The sequence below is a fragment of the Paraburkholderia sp. Ac-20340 genome (assembly GCF_017104965.1).
Taxonomy (GTDB): domain Bacteria; phylum Pseudomonadota; class Gammaproteobacteria; order Burkholderiales; family Burkholderiaceae; genus Paraburkholderia.
In genome coordinates, this window is sequence record NZ_JAAGPR010000001.1 from 433,840 (window position 1) to 450,811 (window position 16,972).

General features: G+C 61.4%; 15 protein-coding genes. 7 read left to right on the forward strand and 8 right to left on the reverse strand.

Translation table 11 applies throughout. The features are described 5' to 3' along the window. The first annotated feature begins 14 nt into the window (after window positions 1-14). Window positions 15-593 (forward strand): DUF3237 domain-containing protein, encoded by a 579-nt coding sequence (locus G3N59_RS02085; protein WP_205980848.1) that lies wholly within the window; start codon window positions 15-17, stop codon window positions 591-593. Window positions 594-725: 132 nt separating this feature from the next. On the opposite strand, the gene G3N59_RS02090 is transcribed toward G3N59_RS02085, so the two are convergent. Further along, window positions 726-1,148 (reverse strand): organic hydroperoxide resistance protein, encoded by a 423-nt coding sequence (locus G3N59_RS02090; protein WP_205980850.1) that lies wholly within the window; start codon window positions 1,146-1,148, stop codon window positions 726-728. Between the two features lie 80 nt (window positions 1,149-1,228). Next, the gene (locus G3N59_RS02095) at window positions 1,229-1,477 is read right to left on the reverse strand and encodes a DUF4148 domain-containing protein (protein ID WP_205980851.1); all 249 of its coding nucleotides are present in this window, start codon (window positions 1,475-1,477) and stop codon (window positions 1,229-1,231) included. A 376-nt stretch (window positions 1,478-1,853) separates the two neighbouring features. Here G3N59_RS02095 and G3N59_RS02100 point away from each other — a divergent pair, with 376 nt between their 5' ends. After that, window positions 1,854-3,254, forward strand: a complete 1,401-nt coding sequence (locus tag G3N59_RS02100) for an amidase family protein (RefSeq protein ID WP_205980852.1) — start codon at window positions 1,854-1,856, stop codon at window positions 3,252-3,254. Window positions 3,255-3,465: 211 nt separating this feature from the next. Next, window positions 3,466-4,509 (forward strand): alpha/beta hydrolase, encoded by a 1,044-nt coding sequence (locus G3N59_RS02105; protein ID WP_205980853.1) that lies wholly within the window; start codon window positions 3,466-3,468, stop codon window positions 4,507-4,509. Between the two features lie 99 nt (window positions 4,510-4,608). Here G3N59_RS02105 and G3N59_RS02110 read toward each other — a convergent pair whose 3' ends face one another. Next, a complete protein-coding gene (locus G3N59_RS02110) occupies window positions 4,609-5,175 on the reverse strand; it encodes a thioredoxin family protein (protein ID WP_205980854.1) in 567 nt (188 codons plus the stop codon). 355 nt (window positions 5,176-5,530) lie between these two features. Between G3N59_RS02110 and G3N59_RS02115 the strand changes: the two genes are divergently transcribed. Both G3N59_RS02115 and tehA read left to right on the forward strand, forming a co-directional pair. Continuing rightward, the gene (locus G3N59_RS02115; RefSeq protein WP_205980855.1) at window positions 5,531-7,357 is read left to right on the forward strand and encodes a cytochrome c biogenesis protein DipZ; all 1,827 of its coding nucleotides are present in this window, start codon (window positions 5,531-5,533) and stop codon (window positions 7,355-7,357) included. A 156-nt stretch (window positions 7,358-7,513) separates the two neighbouring features. After that, on the forward strand, window positions 7,514-8,494 hold the full coding sequence (gene tehA / locus G3N59_RS02120; RefSeq protein WP_205980856.1) for a dicarboxylate transporter/tellurite-resistance protein TehA: 981 nt from the start codon (window positions 7,514-7,516) through the stop codon (window positions 8,492-8,494). Window positions 8,495-8,564: 70 nt separating this feature from the next. Here tehA and G3N59_RS02125 read toward each other — a convergent pair whose 3' ends face one another. From G3N59_RS02125 to G3N59_RS02145, 5 genes are all read right to left on the reverse strand, one after another. Further along, complete coding sequence (locus G3N59_RS02125; protein ID WP_205980857.1) at window positions 8,565-8,957, reverse strand: 2-oxoglutarate dehydrogenase; 393 nt, start codon at window positions 8,955-8,957, stop codon at window positions 8,565-8,567. A gap of 76 nt (window positions 8,958-9,033) precedes the next feature. Then, the gene (locus tag G3N59_RS02130; RefSeq protein WP_205980858.1) at window positions 9,034-10,848 is read right to left on the reverse strand and encodes a peptidase S10; all 1,815 of its coding nucleotides are present in this window, start codon (window positions 10,846-10,848) and stop codon (window positions 9,034-9,036) included. Window positions 10,849-11,411: 563 nt separating this feature from the next. After that, window positions 11,412-12,521, reverse strand: a complete 1,110-nt coding sequence (locus tag G3N59_RS02135) for an S-(hydroxymethyl)glutathione dehydrogenase/class III alcohol dehydrogenase (protein ID WP_205980860.1) — start codon at window positions 12,519-12,521, stop codon at window positions 11,412-11,414. A 91-nt stretch (window positions 12,522-12,612) separates the two neighbouring features. Then, window positions 12,613-12,888, reverse strand: coding sequence for a formaldehyde-responsive transcriptional repressor FrmR (gene frmR / locus G3N59_RS02140; RefSeq protein WP_205980862.1), 276 nt, complete (start codon window positions 12,886-12,888; stop codon window positions 12,613-12,615). Between the two features lie 82 nt (window positions 12,889-12,970). Next, window positions 12,971-13,783 carry a helix-turn-helix transcriptional regulator gene (locus G3N59_RS02145; protein WP_205980863.1) on the reverse strand — a complete coding sequence of 271 codons (813 nt, stop codon included), beginning with the start codon at window positions 13,781-13,783 and terminating at the stop codon, window positions 12,971-12,973. A 187-nt stretch (window positions 13,784-13,970) separates the two neighbouring features. Between G3N59_RS02145 and G3N59_RS02150 the strand changes: the two genes are divergently transcribed. Continuing rightward, window positions 13,971-15,731: an amidohydrolase gene (locus G3N59_RS02150; protein WP_346777838.1), complete on the forward strand. Its 1,761-nt coding sequence runs from the start codon at window positions 13,971-13,973 to the stop codon at window positions 15,729-15,731. A 34-nt stretch (window positions 15,732-15,765) separates the two neighbouring features. Then, the gene (locus tag G3N59_RS02155) at window positions 15,766-16,953 is read left to right on the forward strand and encodes an MFS transporter (RefSeq protein ID WP_205980865.1); all 1,188 of its coding nucleotides are present in this window, start codon (window positions 15,766-15,768) and stop codon (window positions 16,951-16,953) included. Window positions 16,954-16,972 lie beyond the last annotated feature (19 nt).

The following is a 16,972-nucleotide window of genomic DNA, read 5'->3' on the forward strand; positions in this document are numbered from 1 at the left end:
ACAAAGGATACCGAATGAACAAGTTATTCCGGCGTCTGTTCGCCTCTGCGTTCGTGACCTTGTGCGTGGGCCAGTCGCTCGCTGCCGAAGCCGACACACCCAACGTCACCTTCGATCCGCCCAAGCCGCATCTGACTTATATGGGCCGCTTCAGTGTCGATCTGACTGCGCCGATCTGGGAACTCGGCGCGAGCAACGATGCGGGCAAACGCCGCATCATTCCGATCACGGGTGGACACGTGGAAGGGCCGCTCGTGAAGGGCGAAATTCTCAACAACGGCGCGGATTGGCAGGTCGTGACGAAAGACGGCGTGGCGATGATCGACACGCGCTATCTGCTGAAGATGGACGACGGCGAATACGTCTATCTGCAGACGCGCGGCATGCGTTACGGTCCCGCCGATGTGCTCGCCGATGTTGCCAAAGGCAAACCTGTCGACCCTTCGAAGTATTACTTCCGGCTTTATATGAACTTCGAAACGTCGTCGAAGAAATATGCGTGGCTCAATCGCGCGATGGCCGTGGGTTACGCGATGCGGCTAGGCAATGCGGTGGTGTACGACGCGTATCTGCTCGATAGCGCGGCGCAGTAAATGCTGCATCATATTTCCAGCGCTGCTGGAGGTCTGGACGGTCGAGCAATGCCTGATCGGCAATAATACGCGCCGCCTTTCGATACGGATTCCGTACGAAAGGCGGCGCGCACTGATTGGAAACTGATTCGCTTACGCTTCAACTACCGTAATTTCCACATCGATATTGCCGCGCGTGGCCTTCGAATACGGGCAGGTCTGGTGCGCCATTTCCACGAGACGCTGCGCCACTTCGCGTTCCACGCCCGGCAGACTCACGTTCAGACGCGCGCGCAGCGAATAGGCGTCGTCGCTTTTCACAAGGTCGATTTCCGCATCGACCGCCGTTTCGCGCGGCAGCGCCACCTTCAGGCGCCCGGCCGCCAATCCCATCGCCCCAATGAAACAGGCCGACCAGCCCGCGCCGAACATCTGTTCCGGGTTGGTGCCCGGCGCGCTCGCTCCAGGCGGCGCGAGCTTGACCTCGAGGCGGCCATCGTCGCTGCGGGCGGCGCCGTCGCGACCGCCGGTGGTGTGGGTCTTGCCGGTATAAAGGACTTGTTCTGCGTGGCTCATGATGATTTCCGGGTAGATTGATAGTCTGTTTGATCGCCTGGTTAAAGCGCTATGCAAACTGAATTGATTCGCGCGGTGAATCAGCTACCGCGATAGAGATTGCGCAGGGCGTCGAGTTGGCCGTTCTGTTCGGCATTCACGAGTTCCTGACGCACCTGGGCGCGGGTGATCTTTGCGTTGGCGTTTTGCTGAACCGGCGTCCACGCTTGCGCTTGTGCTGCTGCCTGCGTGGCGGTATCGGCCGATGCAGGCACGGCTGCGAACGAAGCGGAAGCGGCAACGAGTGTGGCACCTGCGGCAAAAGCCAGAGCGATCTTCGAAACTTGCATGACGTTCTCCTTGAATCAGTAGATGAGAAAGTGAGAAAAGGACGACCGCTTGATCGACCTGCCAGGCCGTCCTTGTTCACGGCTTGAAGCGTTGTCTGCGGCGTTGACGTATTAAAACCAGCGGACGTATCTGGCATGTTTCGCCAACGTGCCGTATTGCAATTCCCTGTATCTGGGCAACGCGCAGATACATAGAGACACAAACCCGGCCGCCCGCGCGGCGTCAGGCCCACGCGGCCCGAAGCGAACGCGCGCTGGACACAATCCAGATACATGCGGCTGCTTCAATCGCTTCCACGAACCCGAAGCCGGGAGCTCACCACCTGTGAACGCAAGGCTTCAGTCATTCATTTCAGTCATACATCACGGAGGATTCATGTCTGAACTCTGGCAATTGACGGCAGCTGAACTGGCAAGACATATCAGGTCGCGTGAAGTCTCGGCGCGCGAAGCAGCGGAATCGGCGCTTGCGCGGCTCGATGCGGTGAATCCCATCATCAATGCGGTCGTGGCCGTCCATCCGCAAGAAGTGTTGAAACAGGCCGATGCCGTCGATCAGGCTATCGCGCGAGGCGAAGATCCGGGGCCGCTCGCAGGCGTGCCGGTCACCACCAAGATCAACGTCGATCAGGCGGGCTTTGCGACCACCAACGGTCTGCGCGCCCAGCAAAACCTGATCGCCGAATTCAATAGTCCCGCCGTCGATAACCTCGTGCGTGCGGGCGCGGTATTGCTCGGGCGCACCAATTCGCCCACCTTCGCGCTGCGCTGGTTCACCTCGAATCAGGTGCATGGCCGCACGCTCAATCCGCGCGATCCGTCGCTGACGCCGGGCGGATCGAGCGGTGGCGGCGCGGCTGCCGTTGCGGCGGGCATCGGGCAACTGGCTTTGGGCACGGATATCGGCGGGTCGGTGCGCTATCCGGCTTATGCGTGCGGCGTGCACGGCTTGCGTCCGACGCTCGGCCGCGTGCCGGCGTTCAATGCTTCGTCGCCGGAACGGGCGATCGGCGCGCAACTGATGTCGGCGGCGGGACCGATGGGCCGCACTATCGAAGATCTGCGCCTCGGGCTGGTGGCGCTGGCCGCGCCGGATCTGCGCGACCCGTGGTACGTGGCGCTGCCCGTGGAAGGGCGCGAAGTGCCGCGTCGCGCGGCGCTGTGCGTGCGTCCTGGCGGCCTGAATACGGTGAAGGAAGTCGAAGACGCGCTGCGCGACGCCGCAAATCGTCTGCGCGACGCGGGCTGGCAAGTCGAGGAAATCGACGATGTGCCGTCCATACGCGAAGCCGCGCAGCTTCAGGAGCGGCTGTGGCTGGGCGATGGTTTCGACGCGCTTGCCAGCGCAGTGGAAAAGGATGGCGATCCGGGCGCGGCGGCGGTCATCGCGGCGGCGCGCGAGAAAGTGCGCCGCCTGCCCGCCGATGTCATCAGCCAGTCGCTCGTGCGGCGCACGACGCTCGCGCGCCAATGGCGGCTCTTTCTCGATCAATACGCGGTCGTGCTCATGCCGGTGTCGAGCGAGTTGCCGTTTGCCAGCGACCTCGACATGCAGGGCAAGGACGGTTTCGATCGGGTCTGGGAAGCGCAACTGACGCTGCGTGCGCTGCCGGCCGTGGGCCTGCCGGGCCTCGCCGTGACGACGGGCCTCGTGAACGGCGTGCCGGTGGGCGTGCAGATTGTCGCTGCGCATCATCGCGAAGATCTGTGCCTGCTTGCGGGCCGGGATATCGAAGCGCGTGGCGTGCCTGCGTCGCCGGTCGATCCGCGTGCTTGATTGAAGCCACGCATGAAACCGCGCATGAAACCCGTGCAGGCGCGGCAATTTTGATTCGCTGTGTGTACGTAAAGCGGGCAGACACATTGGGATACATGGCGTCTGCCCGCTTCCGATATAAATGCCCTGCAGCCCGCCGGCTGCCTGTTTGACGAGGCCGAGTCATCCCGATGTCGCCTCGTACCTGTCGATCAACAAGGAGAAAAGCGTCATGTCAGATCCCGTCAATGTCCGGCGTCGTCGGATACTCGGCACTACGTTGGCGAGCCTGAGCCTCGCGGACCTGGGCCTGAGCAGTCTGGCCCACGCGCAGTCCCAGGACGGCGCCGCGTCGAACACGCGCACGGGCAGCGGCGTGTCGTTCGGGCCGATCCAGCAGATCGATGCGGGCGTGCTGAATGTGGGCTACGCGCAAGCCGGTCCGACGAACGGTCAGCCGGTGATCCTGCTGCATGGCTGGCCGTACGACATTTACAGCTTCGTCGAAGTCGCGCCGATGCTCGCGGCCGCCGGTTATCGCGTGATCGTGCCGTATCTGCGCGGCTATGGATCGACGCGCTTTCTGTCTGCCGACACGCCGCGCAATGGCCAGCAGGCCGTCACGGCCGTCGATATCGTCGCGCTCATGGACGCGCTGAAAATCGATCAGGCCATTTTGGGCGGCTACGATTGGGGCGGTCGCACGGCCGGTTGTATCGCCGCGCTGTGGCCCGAACGCGTGAAGGCGCTGGTTTCCGTGAGCGGTTATCTGATCGGCAGCCAGGCAGCGAACAAGAATCCGCTGCCGCCGAAGGCCGAATTCCAGTGGTGGTATCAGTTCTATTTCTCGACCGAGCGCGGCGCGCAAGGCTACGCGGCGAACCGCGATGCCTTCAACAAGCTGATCTGGCAACTGGCCTCGCCCAAATGGAATTTCGACGATGCCACCTATGAACGCAGCGCCGCGTCGTTCCAGAACCCGGATCACGTGGCGGTGGTCATTCATAACTACCGCTGGCGTCTGGGGCTGGCACAGGGCGAAGCGCGCCTCGATGCCATTGAGCAGCGTCTGGCCACCGGTCCGACGATTTCCGTGCCGACCATCACGATGGAAGGCGACGCGAACGGCGCGCCGCACCCGGACCCCGCAGCCTATGCAAAGAAGTTCACCGGCAAGTATCTGCATCGCAATCTGACTGGCGGGATCGGTCATAACCTGCCGCAGGAAGCGCCGAAAGCATTCGCCGAAGCGATCTTGCAGGTGACGCATCTGTAAGTTGTCTCCGCAACAAAAGCAAAGCGCGCCATTTTTTAAATGGCGCGCTTTTTTATCGACCGGACTCCTGAGGAATCCGGTCTTTTTATTTCCTGGCGATTAACCTTGCTTCGCATCGGTTCCCAGCAGGGTGCGAATCGTCTGCTCGGTTTCATCGTAATTGCCTTCGCCAAAATGGCTGTAGACCAGCTTGCCATTCTTGTCGATCAGATAAAGCGCGGGCCAATACTGGTTGTTATAGGCATTCCAGGTGGCATACGAATTGTCCTGCGCAACCGGATACTGAATGCCGAAGCGCTGGACGGCTTTCTTCAGATTGTCGGTATTGCGTTCGAACGGCAGTTCAGGCGTATGCACGCCGACCACCACGAGACCCTTGTCGCGATAGCGCGAATACCACTCCTTCACATAAGGCACGGTATGCGCGCAATTGATGCAATCGAAAGTCCAGAACTCGACCAGCACGACCTTGCCGCGCAATTGTTTCAGATCGAGCGGCTGGCTGTTGATCCAGGTGTTGATGCCGGTGAAGTCGGGCGCGGGTGCGCCGTTCTGCACGGCAGCGGGTTCGGTGGCGGCGGGGCTGGCAGTCGAAGCGAATACGGCATAGGCGGCAGTGGCGGCCAGCGCCGTGGCGACGGCGGCAATCTTGAGGCGTTCGAACATGACGGAATCTCCATGAAGGGTTGGGATGCGAGCCTATTGGACCGCGCACACGTATCTGCTACATGTCCCGTCCCCGTGACCTTTGCAACGCAGTGTGTCGCCGTGAGTGGCGGATACACGGCGATACAAAACGTCGGCTTCATGTCCCGAGTTCCCTGGCTGTCCTGGACCGTGTGTATCCGCATGTGTCCCATCCGCTGCGCGACACATGACGATGCGCTGCACGCGGTTTCCCGACATGCCTCCGATACATCAGGACATTGAAATACGGTTCATGGCAGGGGCGTCGCGTTGCTTCCGAATTTGCCGAATCGCCCCCCCTGATTTCGATGTGGATCTGTCTGGAGACCGTCTCATGTTACTGCTCGTGGTTGCCTTCATTGGCGGTGCGTTCACCGTACTCAGTCCGTGCATCCTGCCGGTCGTGCCGTTTGTTTTCGCGCGTTCGGAGCAGCCGTTCGTCACCGGCCGCCTGCCGATGCTGATCGGGCTTGCGGGCACCTTCGCGCTGCTCACCGGGCTGGGCGCGGCGGGGCTCGATGGCGCAGCGCAGTTGAGCCAGTACGGGCGTTATGTAGCGCTGGCGCTCTTTGCGGTGTTCGGCGCGGCCTTGTTGTTGCCCGCGCTGGCCACCCGGCTCGCGCAGCCGCTGACGGGTCTTGCCGATCGCTTCATGACGCGCTCGAATGCGCAAGGCGCTGCGGGGCAGATCGGTTCGGCGCTGTTGCTCGGCGCGGCGACGGGATTGCTGTGGGCGCCTTGTGCCGGGCCGATCCTCGGTTTGATCCTCACGGGCGCGGTGCGCCATGGCGTGAGCTGGCAGACCTGGGCGGCGCTTGGCGCGTATGCGGTGGGGGCGGCTTGCTCGCTGGCGATCGTGGCGAGTCTCGGCAAGCGGGCGATGGACGCGCTCAAGCGTTCGCTCGGTGTCGGCGAGCATGTGCGCCGCGCGTTGGGCGCGCTCGTGCTGGTGACCGTGGGCGCGATTGCATTCGGGCTCGATACGCGCGTGCTGGTGCATTTGCCCGGTTCGCCGACGCAGGATCTGGAAAGCCGCTTGACGCAGCGCTTGAGTGCGCCGGTGGCTCACCCTGTTGTAAAGCGCAGTGTCAGGCCCAGCGTCGCGCAGCAGACGCAGCGCGCGAATGCAGCGCATATCGTGCGGGTTTCGGCATCGGCGCCTTCGAATGAGGGTGTTTCGCTGCCGGTGCAAGGCACGTTGCCGTCGCTCGATGGGGCATCGGCGTGGTTGAATTCGGCGCCGCTCACACCGCAGTCGTTGCGCGGCAAGGTCGTGGTGGTCAACTTCTGGACGTACTCGTGCATTAACTGTCTGCGCACGCTGCCGTATCTGAAGACGTGGGCGCAGCGTTATCAGCACGACGGGCTGGTGGTGGTCGGCGTGCATACGCCTGAATTCGGTTTCGAGCACGATCAAGGCAACGTGAAGCGCGCGTTGGCGGATCTGAACATTCACTATCCGGTGGCGCTCGATAACGACTATCGCATCTGGAATGCCTTCGGCAATGCGTACTGGCCGGCGTTTTATATCGTCGATGCGCAAGGCAAGGTGCGTTATCACCACTTCGGCGAGGGCGGCTACGCACAGGCCGAACAGGCGATCCAGCAACTGCTGGCTGAAAACGGCCGTGCCGCTCAAGCCGATGCCGATGCCCATGCTGCGCCGCAAGCGAACGCGAGCGGCGCGCAGGCTCCGGCGGATCTTGCCGATACCGGCTCCGGCGAAACGTATCTGGGTTATCGCGAAGGACGCGGTTTCGCTTCGCCGCAATCGTTGCAGGCCGATACGGCCGCGAGTTACACGCTGCCCGCCGATCTGCCGCTCAACGCGTGGGCGCTCGACGGACGCTGGACGATTGGCGCGGAATCGGCGGTCCCGGCGGCTGCGCAGGCGGGCGTGGCGTATCGCTTTCATGCGCGCGATCTGCACCTGGTGGTGGCGCCTTCCGCGGATGGGAAGCCGGTGCGCTTTCGCATCACCATCGACGGAAGGCCGCCGGGCGCTGCACATGGCGCCGATGTTGCCGCCGATGGCACGGGCGTCGTGACCAGCGCGCGGCTCTATCAACTGGTGCGCCAGCGCGGCGCGATTGGGGACAAAACATTCGAGATCCGCTTTCTCGACGCGGGGGCGCGGGTTTATACGTTCACGTTTGGGTGAGTCGGCTCGGGGCGCGAACGGAAATACGCATGAGACGATCGGGCATGTTGTTGAAACGGCCCGGCATTCGCGCCGCGCCCGCCCGCGCATAAAGTCACTCCATCGACGGCGGCCTTCGCTGCCTCAAGTTTCGGGAGTGATGTCATGTACGCATGGATGACAAAACATGAACCGATGCCGGCTGGCTTTTTCGGCATCGCAGTCGGGACGCTGGCACTGGGCGGCGCATGGCGGGTGGCGGCGAAGCTGTGGGAAGTGCCGGCTTTTGCGGCATCGGCGCTGACGGTGCTCGGGCTGGTGGTGTGGGCCGCCGTGATGGCGATGTACGCGCTCAAGTGGGTCGCCCATCGCGAGGCGGCGCGCAAGGAATGGCAGCACGAAGTTCAATCGTCCTTCGTCGCGCTGGCGCCGGTTTCGACGATGCTGGCCGCGCAGGCGCTCAAGCTCTGGTCGCACGATCTCGGTCTGGCGTTGTTCGTGGCGGGCGCGGTGGCGCAGATCGGCGTTGGCGTGATGTTGCACGGGCGGCTCTGGCAAGGCGGACGTAACGCGGAACTCGTCACGCCCGCAATTTATCTGCCGACGGTGGCGGCCGGTTTCGTGGCAGCAGCAACGGCAGCGTCGTTCGATTTGCCCGAACTGGCGCTGATGTTCTTCGGTAGCGGCGCGCTGTCGTGGCTTGCCATCGAATCGAAGCTGCTTAATCGCGCCGCGCTGGCCGCACCGACTGCGCCGGCACTGCGTCCGACCTTCGGCGTGCAACTTGCGCCGCCGGTGGTAGGCGGTGTCGCATGGATGGCGATCATGAACAGCATGCACGTGTCGCTGGCGGGCGCAGCAGGATTCGTGGCCTACGCGCTGCTGGGCTACGGTCTGTATCAGGCGCTTCTGTTGCTGCGTCTGCTGCCGTGGATTCGTGCTCAGGCTTTTGCACCTTCGTACTGGGCCTTCAGCTTCGGCGTGGCCGCACTGCCGACGCTCGCGATGCTCATCGCCCAGCATGGTGGTCCGCTCTGGGAACATGAACTCGCATTCGCTCTGTTTGCTGCTGCGAATGGCGTGATTGGACTGCTGTTCGTCAAGACTGCTGCGTTGCTTTGGGAAGGCAAGCTGCTGCCGGCGCGTGTGTTGCAATAAGCGACCTGATACCCAGTGCGAAATGGCCTCACCCGACGGTGAGGCCATTTTTTTGCGTTACGGTTTTACATCACTGCTGTTGCTGCTTTTGCAGATATTGGCGCACGTCGTTGATCGATACGCGGCCCGTGTGCGCCGTATCGATCTGATCGAAATGCTGCGCAATGAAACCCAGGCCGTTGGTCTGCGCCTGGGTCTTGCTCACGGTCGCGCCATCGCTCAACACGGTATTCGCGCCAAGGCGGGCTTCAATGCGCTTTTGCGCTTCCTGCTGCAATTGCGTGCCTGTCGAGGGCGTTACGGCTTGCGGACGGTTCGTCGGGAAGAACGGTCCGTCCACGCCATGGCCGCCCTTGGGCAACTGGACCGGCGCGACGGATTGAGTTGCTGCCTGCGCCGTGCCGATCACGGCGAATCCCACGATGAGCGGCGCGATACGCCAGAGCTTGTCGGATAGATACATGATCACTCGCATTCAGAGGGTTGCATCGATTCGTTGTGCGGCCGCTGGTGCCGGGCCGCGCGTGCGTATGCCGTGATTAACGTTGTGCGGAAGTTTGTGCAATCGCCGTGGTCGAACCGGCGGGGTCTTCGTCGGGCCACGGCGAAGGCAGCGTCCACACCGAAAGCGCTTGGGGAATCGGCTGGCCTGCGTAGTACTTGATCAGATCGCTTTTCATCTTCGGGCGCGCGACATCGTCGAGATAAATCATATGTCCGCCCTGGAAGAAGTTGACCTCCAGATTCGCGCTCAATCCCGCTACGGTTTGCAAACGCGCGAGCTGCTTTTCCGTATTGAAGAACGGCGTGGCGAGATCGTGATAGCCGTTTTCGGACAGCACCTTCAATTGCGGATTGAGCGTGATCGCGCCGAGCAGATCGGGCAGGGTATCGGGCAGTGGCTGGCCGTCGTGCGAGAAGTCCCAGACTTCGATAATGCTGTCGTTCAGCGGCATATACGTCGCGTTAGGCGCGCTGTAGCCGAGATAATCCGGCAATTGCGTGGCCAGCGCAGTCGTGAACGGCTGCGAAATCAGGATGTCCGATGGATCGCCATCGGCCTGCAAACGCGGATCGGAATTCGGCAGCGAAACGCGTCCGTCATAGCGGCCAATCGTGGTGCCCGGGATCAACGAGTAGTTGAACCCATTCACGTTGAAATAGCCCTGCAAAGCCTGCTGCGAGAGACTCGACGGCCAGCGCCACGAATCCAGCGTGCGCGCCGGCGGCAAAACGGGCGTGCCGAGTGCGTCGGGAATGCCTAGCTGGCTGAGTACCCACGTCTGCGAGTATTTCTTGAAGTGGTTGTACTGGCCCGTTGCGAAGATTTCCGATTGCAGCGCGAATAGTCCCTGATCGATCAAAGGCGGCGAAACCTGATTGAAATACGCCGCCACTTCCGCATAACCGGGGTAATAGCCCGCTAGCGTATCGGTATCGAGTTGCAGACCGGCCGTGGAATCCGTGATGGCCGTGGCTTCGATCGCATCGGCGAAATAGTTGAGAATGGCCGATTGCAGCACGATGCCGCTCAGTTGCACGCCCGCGGTTTCCAGCGCGAGCGCGAGCATGTCGGTGCGTGGCGTTCCGTACGATTCGCCGTAGAGATAGATCGGCGAACTGCTGCGGTTATTCGCGGCCAGATAGCGCAGGATAAAGTCGCGCATCACGTCCACATCGGTATCGCAGCCCCAGAACTTCTGGTTGGTGTTCGGCAGGATCGCTTCGGAAAGGCCGGTGCCGGGCGGGTCGATAAAGACCATGTCCGTGGTGTCGATCAGGCTCTCCGTGTTATTGACGAGCGGGAAATTCGGCCAGTTCGTCAGCAGCGGATCAGGCGTGGCGACACGCGTGGGCGCGAACGAACCAAGCCGCAACCAGATCGAGGAAGAACCCGGGCCGCCGTTATAGATGAAGGTGACGGGGCGCGGCGAACCGTTGGTCGAAGGCGCGGTATAGGCGACATAGGACATGGTGGCCTCGGGATTGCCGTTGGCATCCGATGCCGTCAAATGCCCGGTGGTGGTCGTGTAATTGATCGTGGTTTTGCCAGAATTCCATTGGTAGTGCATGACGGCGGCTTTTTCCGCGACCTGGCTGGCGGACAGGCCGTCTTTGGCATTTAGCGAATAGGCGATAGGGTCGGTATAAGGTTGATTGGCATTCGAATTGGCGCTGGCGTTTTGCTGCGCGGCGGCCACCTGTTTCATTGCCGTGGCCGAGGCGCCTGATCCGCTATCGCCGCCACCGCATCCCGCCAGTATCAATACGCTCAGGATCAACGCGCCAGTCCCGGCGAGGCGCAGGCGGGCGCGGCGGCTGAGATCGAGGCTACTACGGCTGTCCGCATTCATATCTGTCCCTGTGAATGGTGAATACCGCAAGCAGATAAGCCGCGTTTGCCGGAAGGGAACGTTTTTAAAAGCCAATACGGTCCCACGTCGGCGCATACAGCGGCTGACAATTAACTTTCTATATCCGACATTTTTAATACAACTTGTTGCGGTGAAAATTAATCAGGATGCCTATGAAAAAGCAAAGCCAGTGCGGATAAAAAGACAAAGGGAAGCCCATGAAGCCTGAACGGCCTCTAGAGATTCCCCGTGGAAAGATTTGGTAATGAAAGAATGCGGAGGAAAAATAGAGTGTGTTGCAGCGCTTTGTCAAACACTGTTACACGCTATGCTGCATGGATGAATGAATGGCTTTAAAGATGCTTTAAAGCGATCAATCAAATTGCGGAAAAATAAATTGCCAGGACATCGCCCATTTCGACCGCAGTCGTTGCATGGACAATCAGATCGATATGGCGATGAAAAGAGGGAAACGTTGGCCGCTTTGCCCACCGTCACTGAAGACAGTGGGCAAAGGGTAGCGGCACGAACGACGTGCCGCGTGCAGGCTTGCGTGGCGACGCTTAGAAGTGAACCACGGTGCGGATCGACTTGCCTTCGTGCATCAGGTCGAAGGCTTCGTTGATACCCGCGAGATCCTTCGTGTGCGTGACGAACGGTGCAAGCTGGATCTTGCCGCTCATGGCGTCTTCGACCATGCCCGGCAGTTGCGAGCGGCCCTTCACGCCGCCGAACGCCGTGCCCAGCCAGCGGCGGCCGGTCACGAGCTGGAACGGACGCGTGGAGATTTCCTGGCCCGCGCCCGCCACGCCGATCACCACCGACTGGCCCCAGCCGCGATGCGCGCATTCCAGCGCCGCACGCATCACATTCACATTGCCGATGCACTCGAAGCTGTGATCCACGCCCCAGCCCGTCATCTCGACGATCACTTGCTGGATGGGCTTTTCGTGATCCTTCGGGTTCACGCAGTCGGTCGCGCCAAAGGCCTGCGCGAGTTCGAACTTGCCCGGGTTGGTGTCGACGGCGATGATGCGGCCGGCTTTCGCGAGCTTCGCGCCCTGGATCACCGCGAGACCAATACCGCCGAGACCGAACACGGCCACGGTATCGCCTTCCTGGACCTTGGCGGTGTTCTTCACCGCGCCCAGACCCGTGGTCACGCCGCAACCGAGCAGGCAGACCTGTTCCGGATTGGCATCCGGATTGATCTTTGCCAGCGAGACTTCGGCCACGACCGTGTATTCGCTGAACGTCGAGCAGCCCATGTAGTGATAGACCGGCTGGCCGTTGTAGCTGAAGCGCGTCGTGCCGTCCGGCATCACGCCCTTGCCCTGGGTGGCGCGCACGGCCACGCACAGATTGGTCTTGCCGCTCTTGCAGAACAGGCATTCGCCGCATTCGGCGGTGTAGAGCGGAATGACGTGATCGCCGGGTTTGACGCTGGTGACGCCTTCGCCCACTTCGACAACGATGCCCGCGCCTTCATGGCCCAGCACGGCGGGGAAGAGGCCTTCGGGATCATCGCCGGAAAGCGTGAAGGCATCGGTGTGGCACACGCCGGTATGCGTGATCTTCACCAGCACTTCGCCCTTGCGGGGCGGTTCGACGTCGATCTCGACGATTTCGAGGGGCTTGCCCGGCCCGAATGCAACGGCTGCACGTGATTTCATAGCAATCCTGGTGAGTAAGTCAAAAGGTCCGGACCCGCTCGGGCGGCCGCCGGCGCGATGAATGAACAGTCAGCGAACGATCGACGCTGGATCAGCGCAGATAGGAACGCACGAGAGAAACGACTTCGTCAATGGATTTTTGCGAGGTGTCGTTGGCGCTGGCGAGGCTCGAAAACTCCTCGCGCAGATGGCTTTCGAGCACCCCGGCCATCAGGCCGTTGATGGCGCCGCGCATGGCGGCAATCTGCTGAAGGATGGGCCCGCAATCCGTGCCCTCTTCCAGCGCGCGCTCGAGCGCGTCAAGCTGGCCGCGTACGCGGCGAACCCGGGCCAGAACACGTTTTTTCTCTTCGACGGTGTGGGGCATGATGGCTCCCGGTCACATACTGGACGGGAGTATGCCACAAGTACTGTGGGGGAGTATACGCGGAGTGACGCTTTGTAGCGTCTTATTCGGACGAATGCGCCCACTGCAGCAGTTCCCATTTCGTACGCACATTGAGTTTGGCGAACGCACGCTTGACATAGGATTCAGCAGTCGAGAGCTTCAATTCCAGCATCTGCGCGCTTTCTGGAATGGTCTTGCCGCTCAGCAGGCTACGGCAAATCTCGCCTTCACGGCGTGAAAGACGGATTTCCTCGCGCGCGATGCGTTCTTCGAAACGCGATACGGGCGTGCCCTCGCGGCGCGGCGTGCTGATGCGCCTTGCCGAGGCCGTTCGCGAATGCATTTCGCACAGCGGAAACAGGAATTCCCCCATCTGCTGCAACACGGCCAGTTCCCGCAGCGAAAACGCCGCGCGACCTTCGCAGCGCGCGAGGCCTAGCGAATAGCGCTCGTTACGCGTGCCGTGCGAAATCACGCATTCCTGCGCGATGCGCGCGGGCATGAAAATCTCTCTGCGCAAGCCGTCGTCGGTGAGGGCGCCCACGTCGCGCTGGATCAGCAACTTGCCGGTCGAACCGCGAATCGACACAAAGAGCGGATCGCGATCGCAATAACTCGCGTAGTAGCGATCCATGATTTCGCAGATCAGCGCGTATTCCTCGCCGGTGCTGCCGATCCATTCCGTCGTGTAGCCGGAAGGGCTGCGGGCATCGGGGCGCAATCGTTCGAGATGAATGGCGTCGGCCTGAATATCGCCGGTGACGAACTGGCCGAGCGAGCGCACGAAATCCGGCGTGCCCACCCGTCCGACAAGATCGCCCAGTGCGCGGGGCGAAATGGTGAGCGTCTGGAGATCGTGGGTGTCGGGGGCCATTGCGTTGCGCCTGCGGGTCGGGAATAGCGCCACCTTAACCGACCAGAAATGCGCTGTCTGCCAGGACAACCCAGGACAACCCAGGGCAACACCGGCAGCATGCCCCCCCAAAACAGGGCAGACCGCGCAATTACGGCTGGATACATTTCGCGCCACATCGAACGATTACGACTCAAAGGAGCGACAGGTGGCGACACAAACTCACAATCTCACTTCCGGCCACGATCTCGGCGTACCGTTTGCAGACATCGTGTTCCGCAACGCCAGGGTGTACACGGTGGACCCGCACAAACCTTGGGCCGATGCCGTGGCGGTGCGCGGCGATCGCATTGTTTTTGTGGGCGACGAAGCGGGGCTTGCGCGCTTTATCGGCGGAGAAACGAAAGTCGTGGACGTGGGCGGCCGTCTGATGCTGCCGGGTTTCGTGGAATCGCACTGGCATTTTTCGACCACGGCTTTTGCTTTTCAGGCGTTCGTCAATTACGAAGATCCGCAGAAAGTCCTCGCGGCCTTAGCCGACTATGTGAACGGCCATCCGGAAGAAAAAAGCATCACGGGCATGGGCTGGATTCAGGCTACGATTCCGCCGGAAATGCTGCGTAAGGAAACGCTCGATTCCATTTGCGCCGACAAACCGGTTTGCCTGCTTTCGACCGATTTCCACAGCATGTGGGTCAATTCGAAGGCGCTTGAAATTGGCGGTATCGACGCCGATACGCCGCCTGTGGAAGAGGGTTCGAGCTGGTTCGAGAAAGATCCGGTGACGGGCGAACCGACCGGCCTGGTCGTCGACGGCGCTGCTTATTCGCTGCTGATGCGGCGCATTAGCGATGCGGGGTATTTGCCCACCGGTATCGATCTGTATCTGCAATCGATTGGCGTGTGGCAGGAAAAACTGGTGGCTGCCGGCATTACGACGGTATTCGATGCGGGCTTTCTGGACCCGAGCGGCGATCAGACTCTGCTTTATGAAACGCTGCAGACGATGGAGCGCGCGAACAATCTCAAACTGCGCGTGGTGGGCAGTTACGCCGCGCTCGGGCCGGTCGAGGACCCCGTGGGCACGCTGGTGGAATATCGCGCGAAATACCAGTCGCCGCTTGTGAAAGCGCAGGCGCTCAAACTCTTTCTCGACGGCACGGAAGCGAATCACACGGCCTATCTTCTCGCACCGTATGCGGACCGTCCGCACACCTGCGGCGAGCCGACCATGCCCATCGATCAATTCAAACAATATTTGCTGCAGGCGGATAAGGAACATATCGACGTCATGGTGCATTGTGTCGGCGATGCGGCCGTGCGTACCGCGCTCGATGGCTTCGAACTCGTGAACGCCACCAATCCGCCGCGCGAACGCCGCCACGTCATCACGCACGCGTTTCTCACCCATCCCGACGATATCCCGCGTTTCCGCCGTCTGGGTGTGATGGCGAATACGCAATTGCAGTGGGGTGTCGTGGACGTCTATACCGAACTCATCCGCGAGCATTACGGCACGGAGCGCTGGAGCAATATGTACAAGTTCCGCACGTTTATTGAAGAAGGCGTGACGGTTTCGATCGGCATGGATGGGCTGGCGTGCCAATGCCGTTGCCAGCATCGGCCAGTCGAGCATATCGAATCGGGCCACACGCGCCAGCTTGCAGGCGAACCCGACGCGCCTGTGTTCCCCGATATCAACGAACGTTTGAGCGTGCCGCAACTGATTGCCGCGTACACGATCAACGGCGCGTACCAACTGCGCATGGAACATGAAATCGGCTCGCTGACCGTGGGCAAGCGCGCCGATCTGATCGTGCTCGAAGACAATCTGTTCGAAGTGAAAAAGCACGATATCGGCCGCGTCAATATCGGCGTCACGATGATGAATGGCGCAGTGACGTATGCGCAGGGCGCGTTGGGCGAGCAGTTGCAAAGCGCAAGCCTCAAAGCGATGGAATGCGCGTGATTCGGGCAACGACATTCCATTCGGAGGCCACATCGTGAATCAAGCTTCGTCTGAATCTGTTTCGCAAAACAGCGCTGTCTTTTTGCTGGCGATGCTCGCCCTCGGCACGGTCGCGCCGACCGTCTTCTGGGGGCTGCCCGCGATCGTCGGGCAGATCGCGCAGCAATGGGGATTCGGCGCGGCGCAACTGGGCATTGCGGTGCTGGGCGAGGTGTTCGGCATGGCGGCGGGCACCTTGTTGATGGCGTCGGTGCTCGCGCGCCAGCCGGTGCGCATCACGCTCACTGCGACGATTCTGCTATCGGCGCTGGCGAATTTCGTCACACCGTTTGCGCACACGCTAACGCTTTTTATCGTCGTGCGCGCCGTGGCGGGGATCGGATCGGGTGCGATGAGCGGCATTGCCATGACGTGCCTGTCCTATACGAAATCCGCGGAGCGCAACATCGGCTGGCTGGTGTTGTTGCAGGTGCTCTGGAGTATGGCCTTGCTCGGCTACGTGCTGCCCGTCGTCGGCGGGATGGCGCATGCTACCGGCACGTATGTGTGCATCGGCGTGTTGTCGCTCGCGTTTCTTCCGGCGGTTGCGCTGTTCGGAAAACAGGAGGCCTTTGTCGATGCCGATGCCAGCGAAAGTGCGCATGTCGATCTACGCGGCGTGATCTTGCTGCTCGGCAGTTTGTTCGCGCTGTATTTTGGCGTGGGCGTGCTGTGGACGTTTCTCGAACAGATTGGCATGCGTTCCGGCCTGAGCGAAGCGCGTGTGGCAACCACGCTGGTGATGGCGAATCTCGTGAGTCTGGCCGCATGCGTGGTGATGCCGCGGCTCGGGCGGGGCAACGGTTTGCGGCGCTGGGCCGTCGTCAACATCGGCGCATGCGTGGTGTCGGCGGCGGCGTTGACGATGCCGCAAACGCCTGACCGTTTCGCGCTTGCCGCGATCGTCTTTATCGTGGCCTGGACGGGCGCGGCCACGCTGATCTTCGCGACGATGCCGCGCGTGGATACGGTCGGGCGTTATGCAACGCTTTCGCCGGGGGTGCTCTCGCTGGGATTCGGCATTGGCTCGGCGGCGGGCGGCGAGTTGATCGAAATGCTCGATGCGCGTGCAGCGGTGGGGCTCGCCTGTGTGTTCTGTTGTGCGTCTTTACTGCTCTATATGAGCCTTAAGCGCGCTAACAATACGGCAGAAGAAGCGCTGTCACGCATGAGCCAAAGCTAGGCTTTAAAGCAAGGCGCGG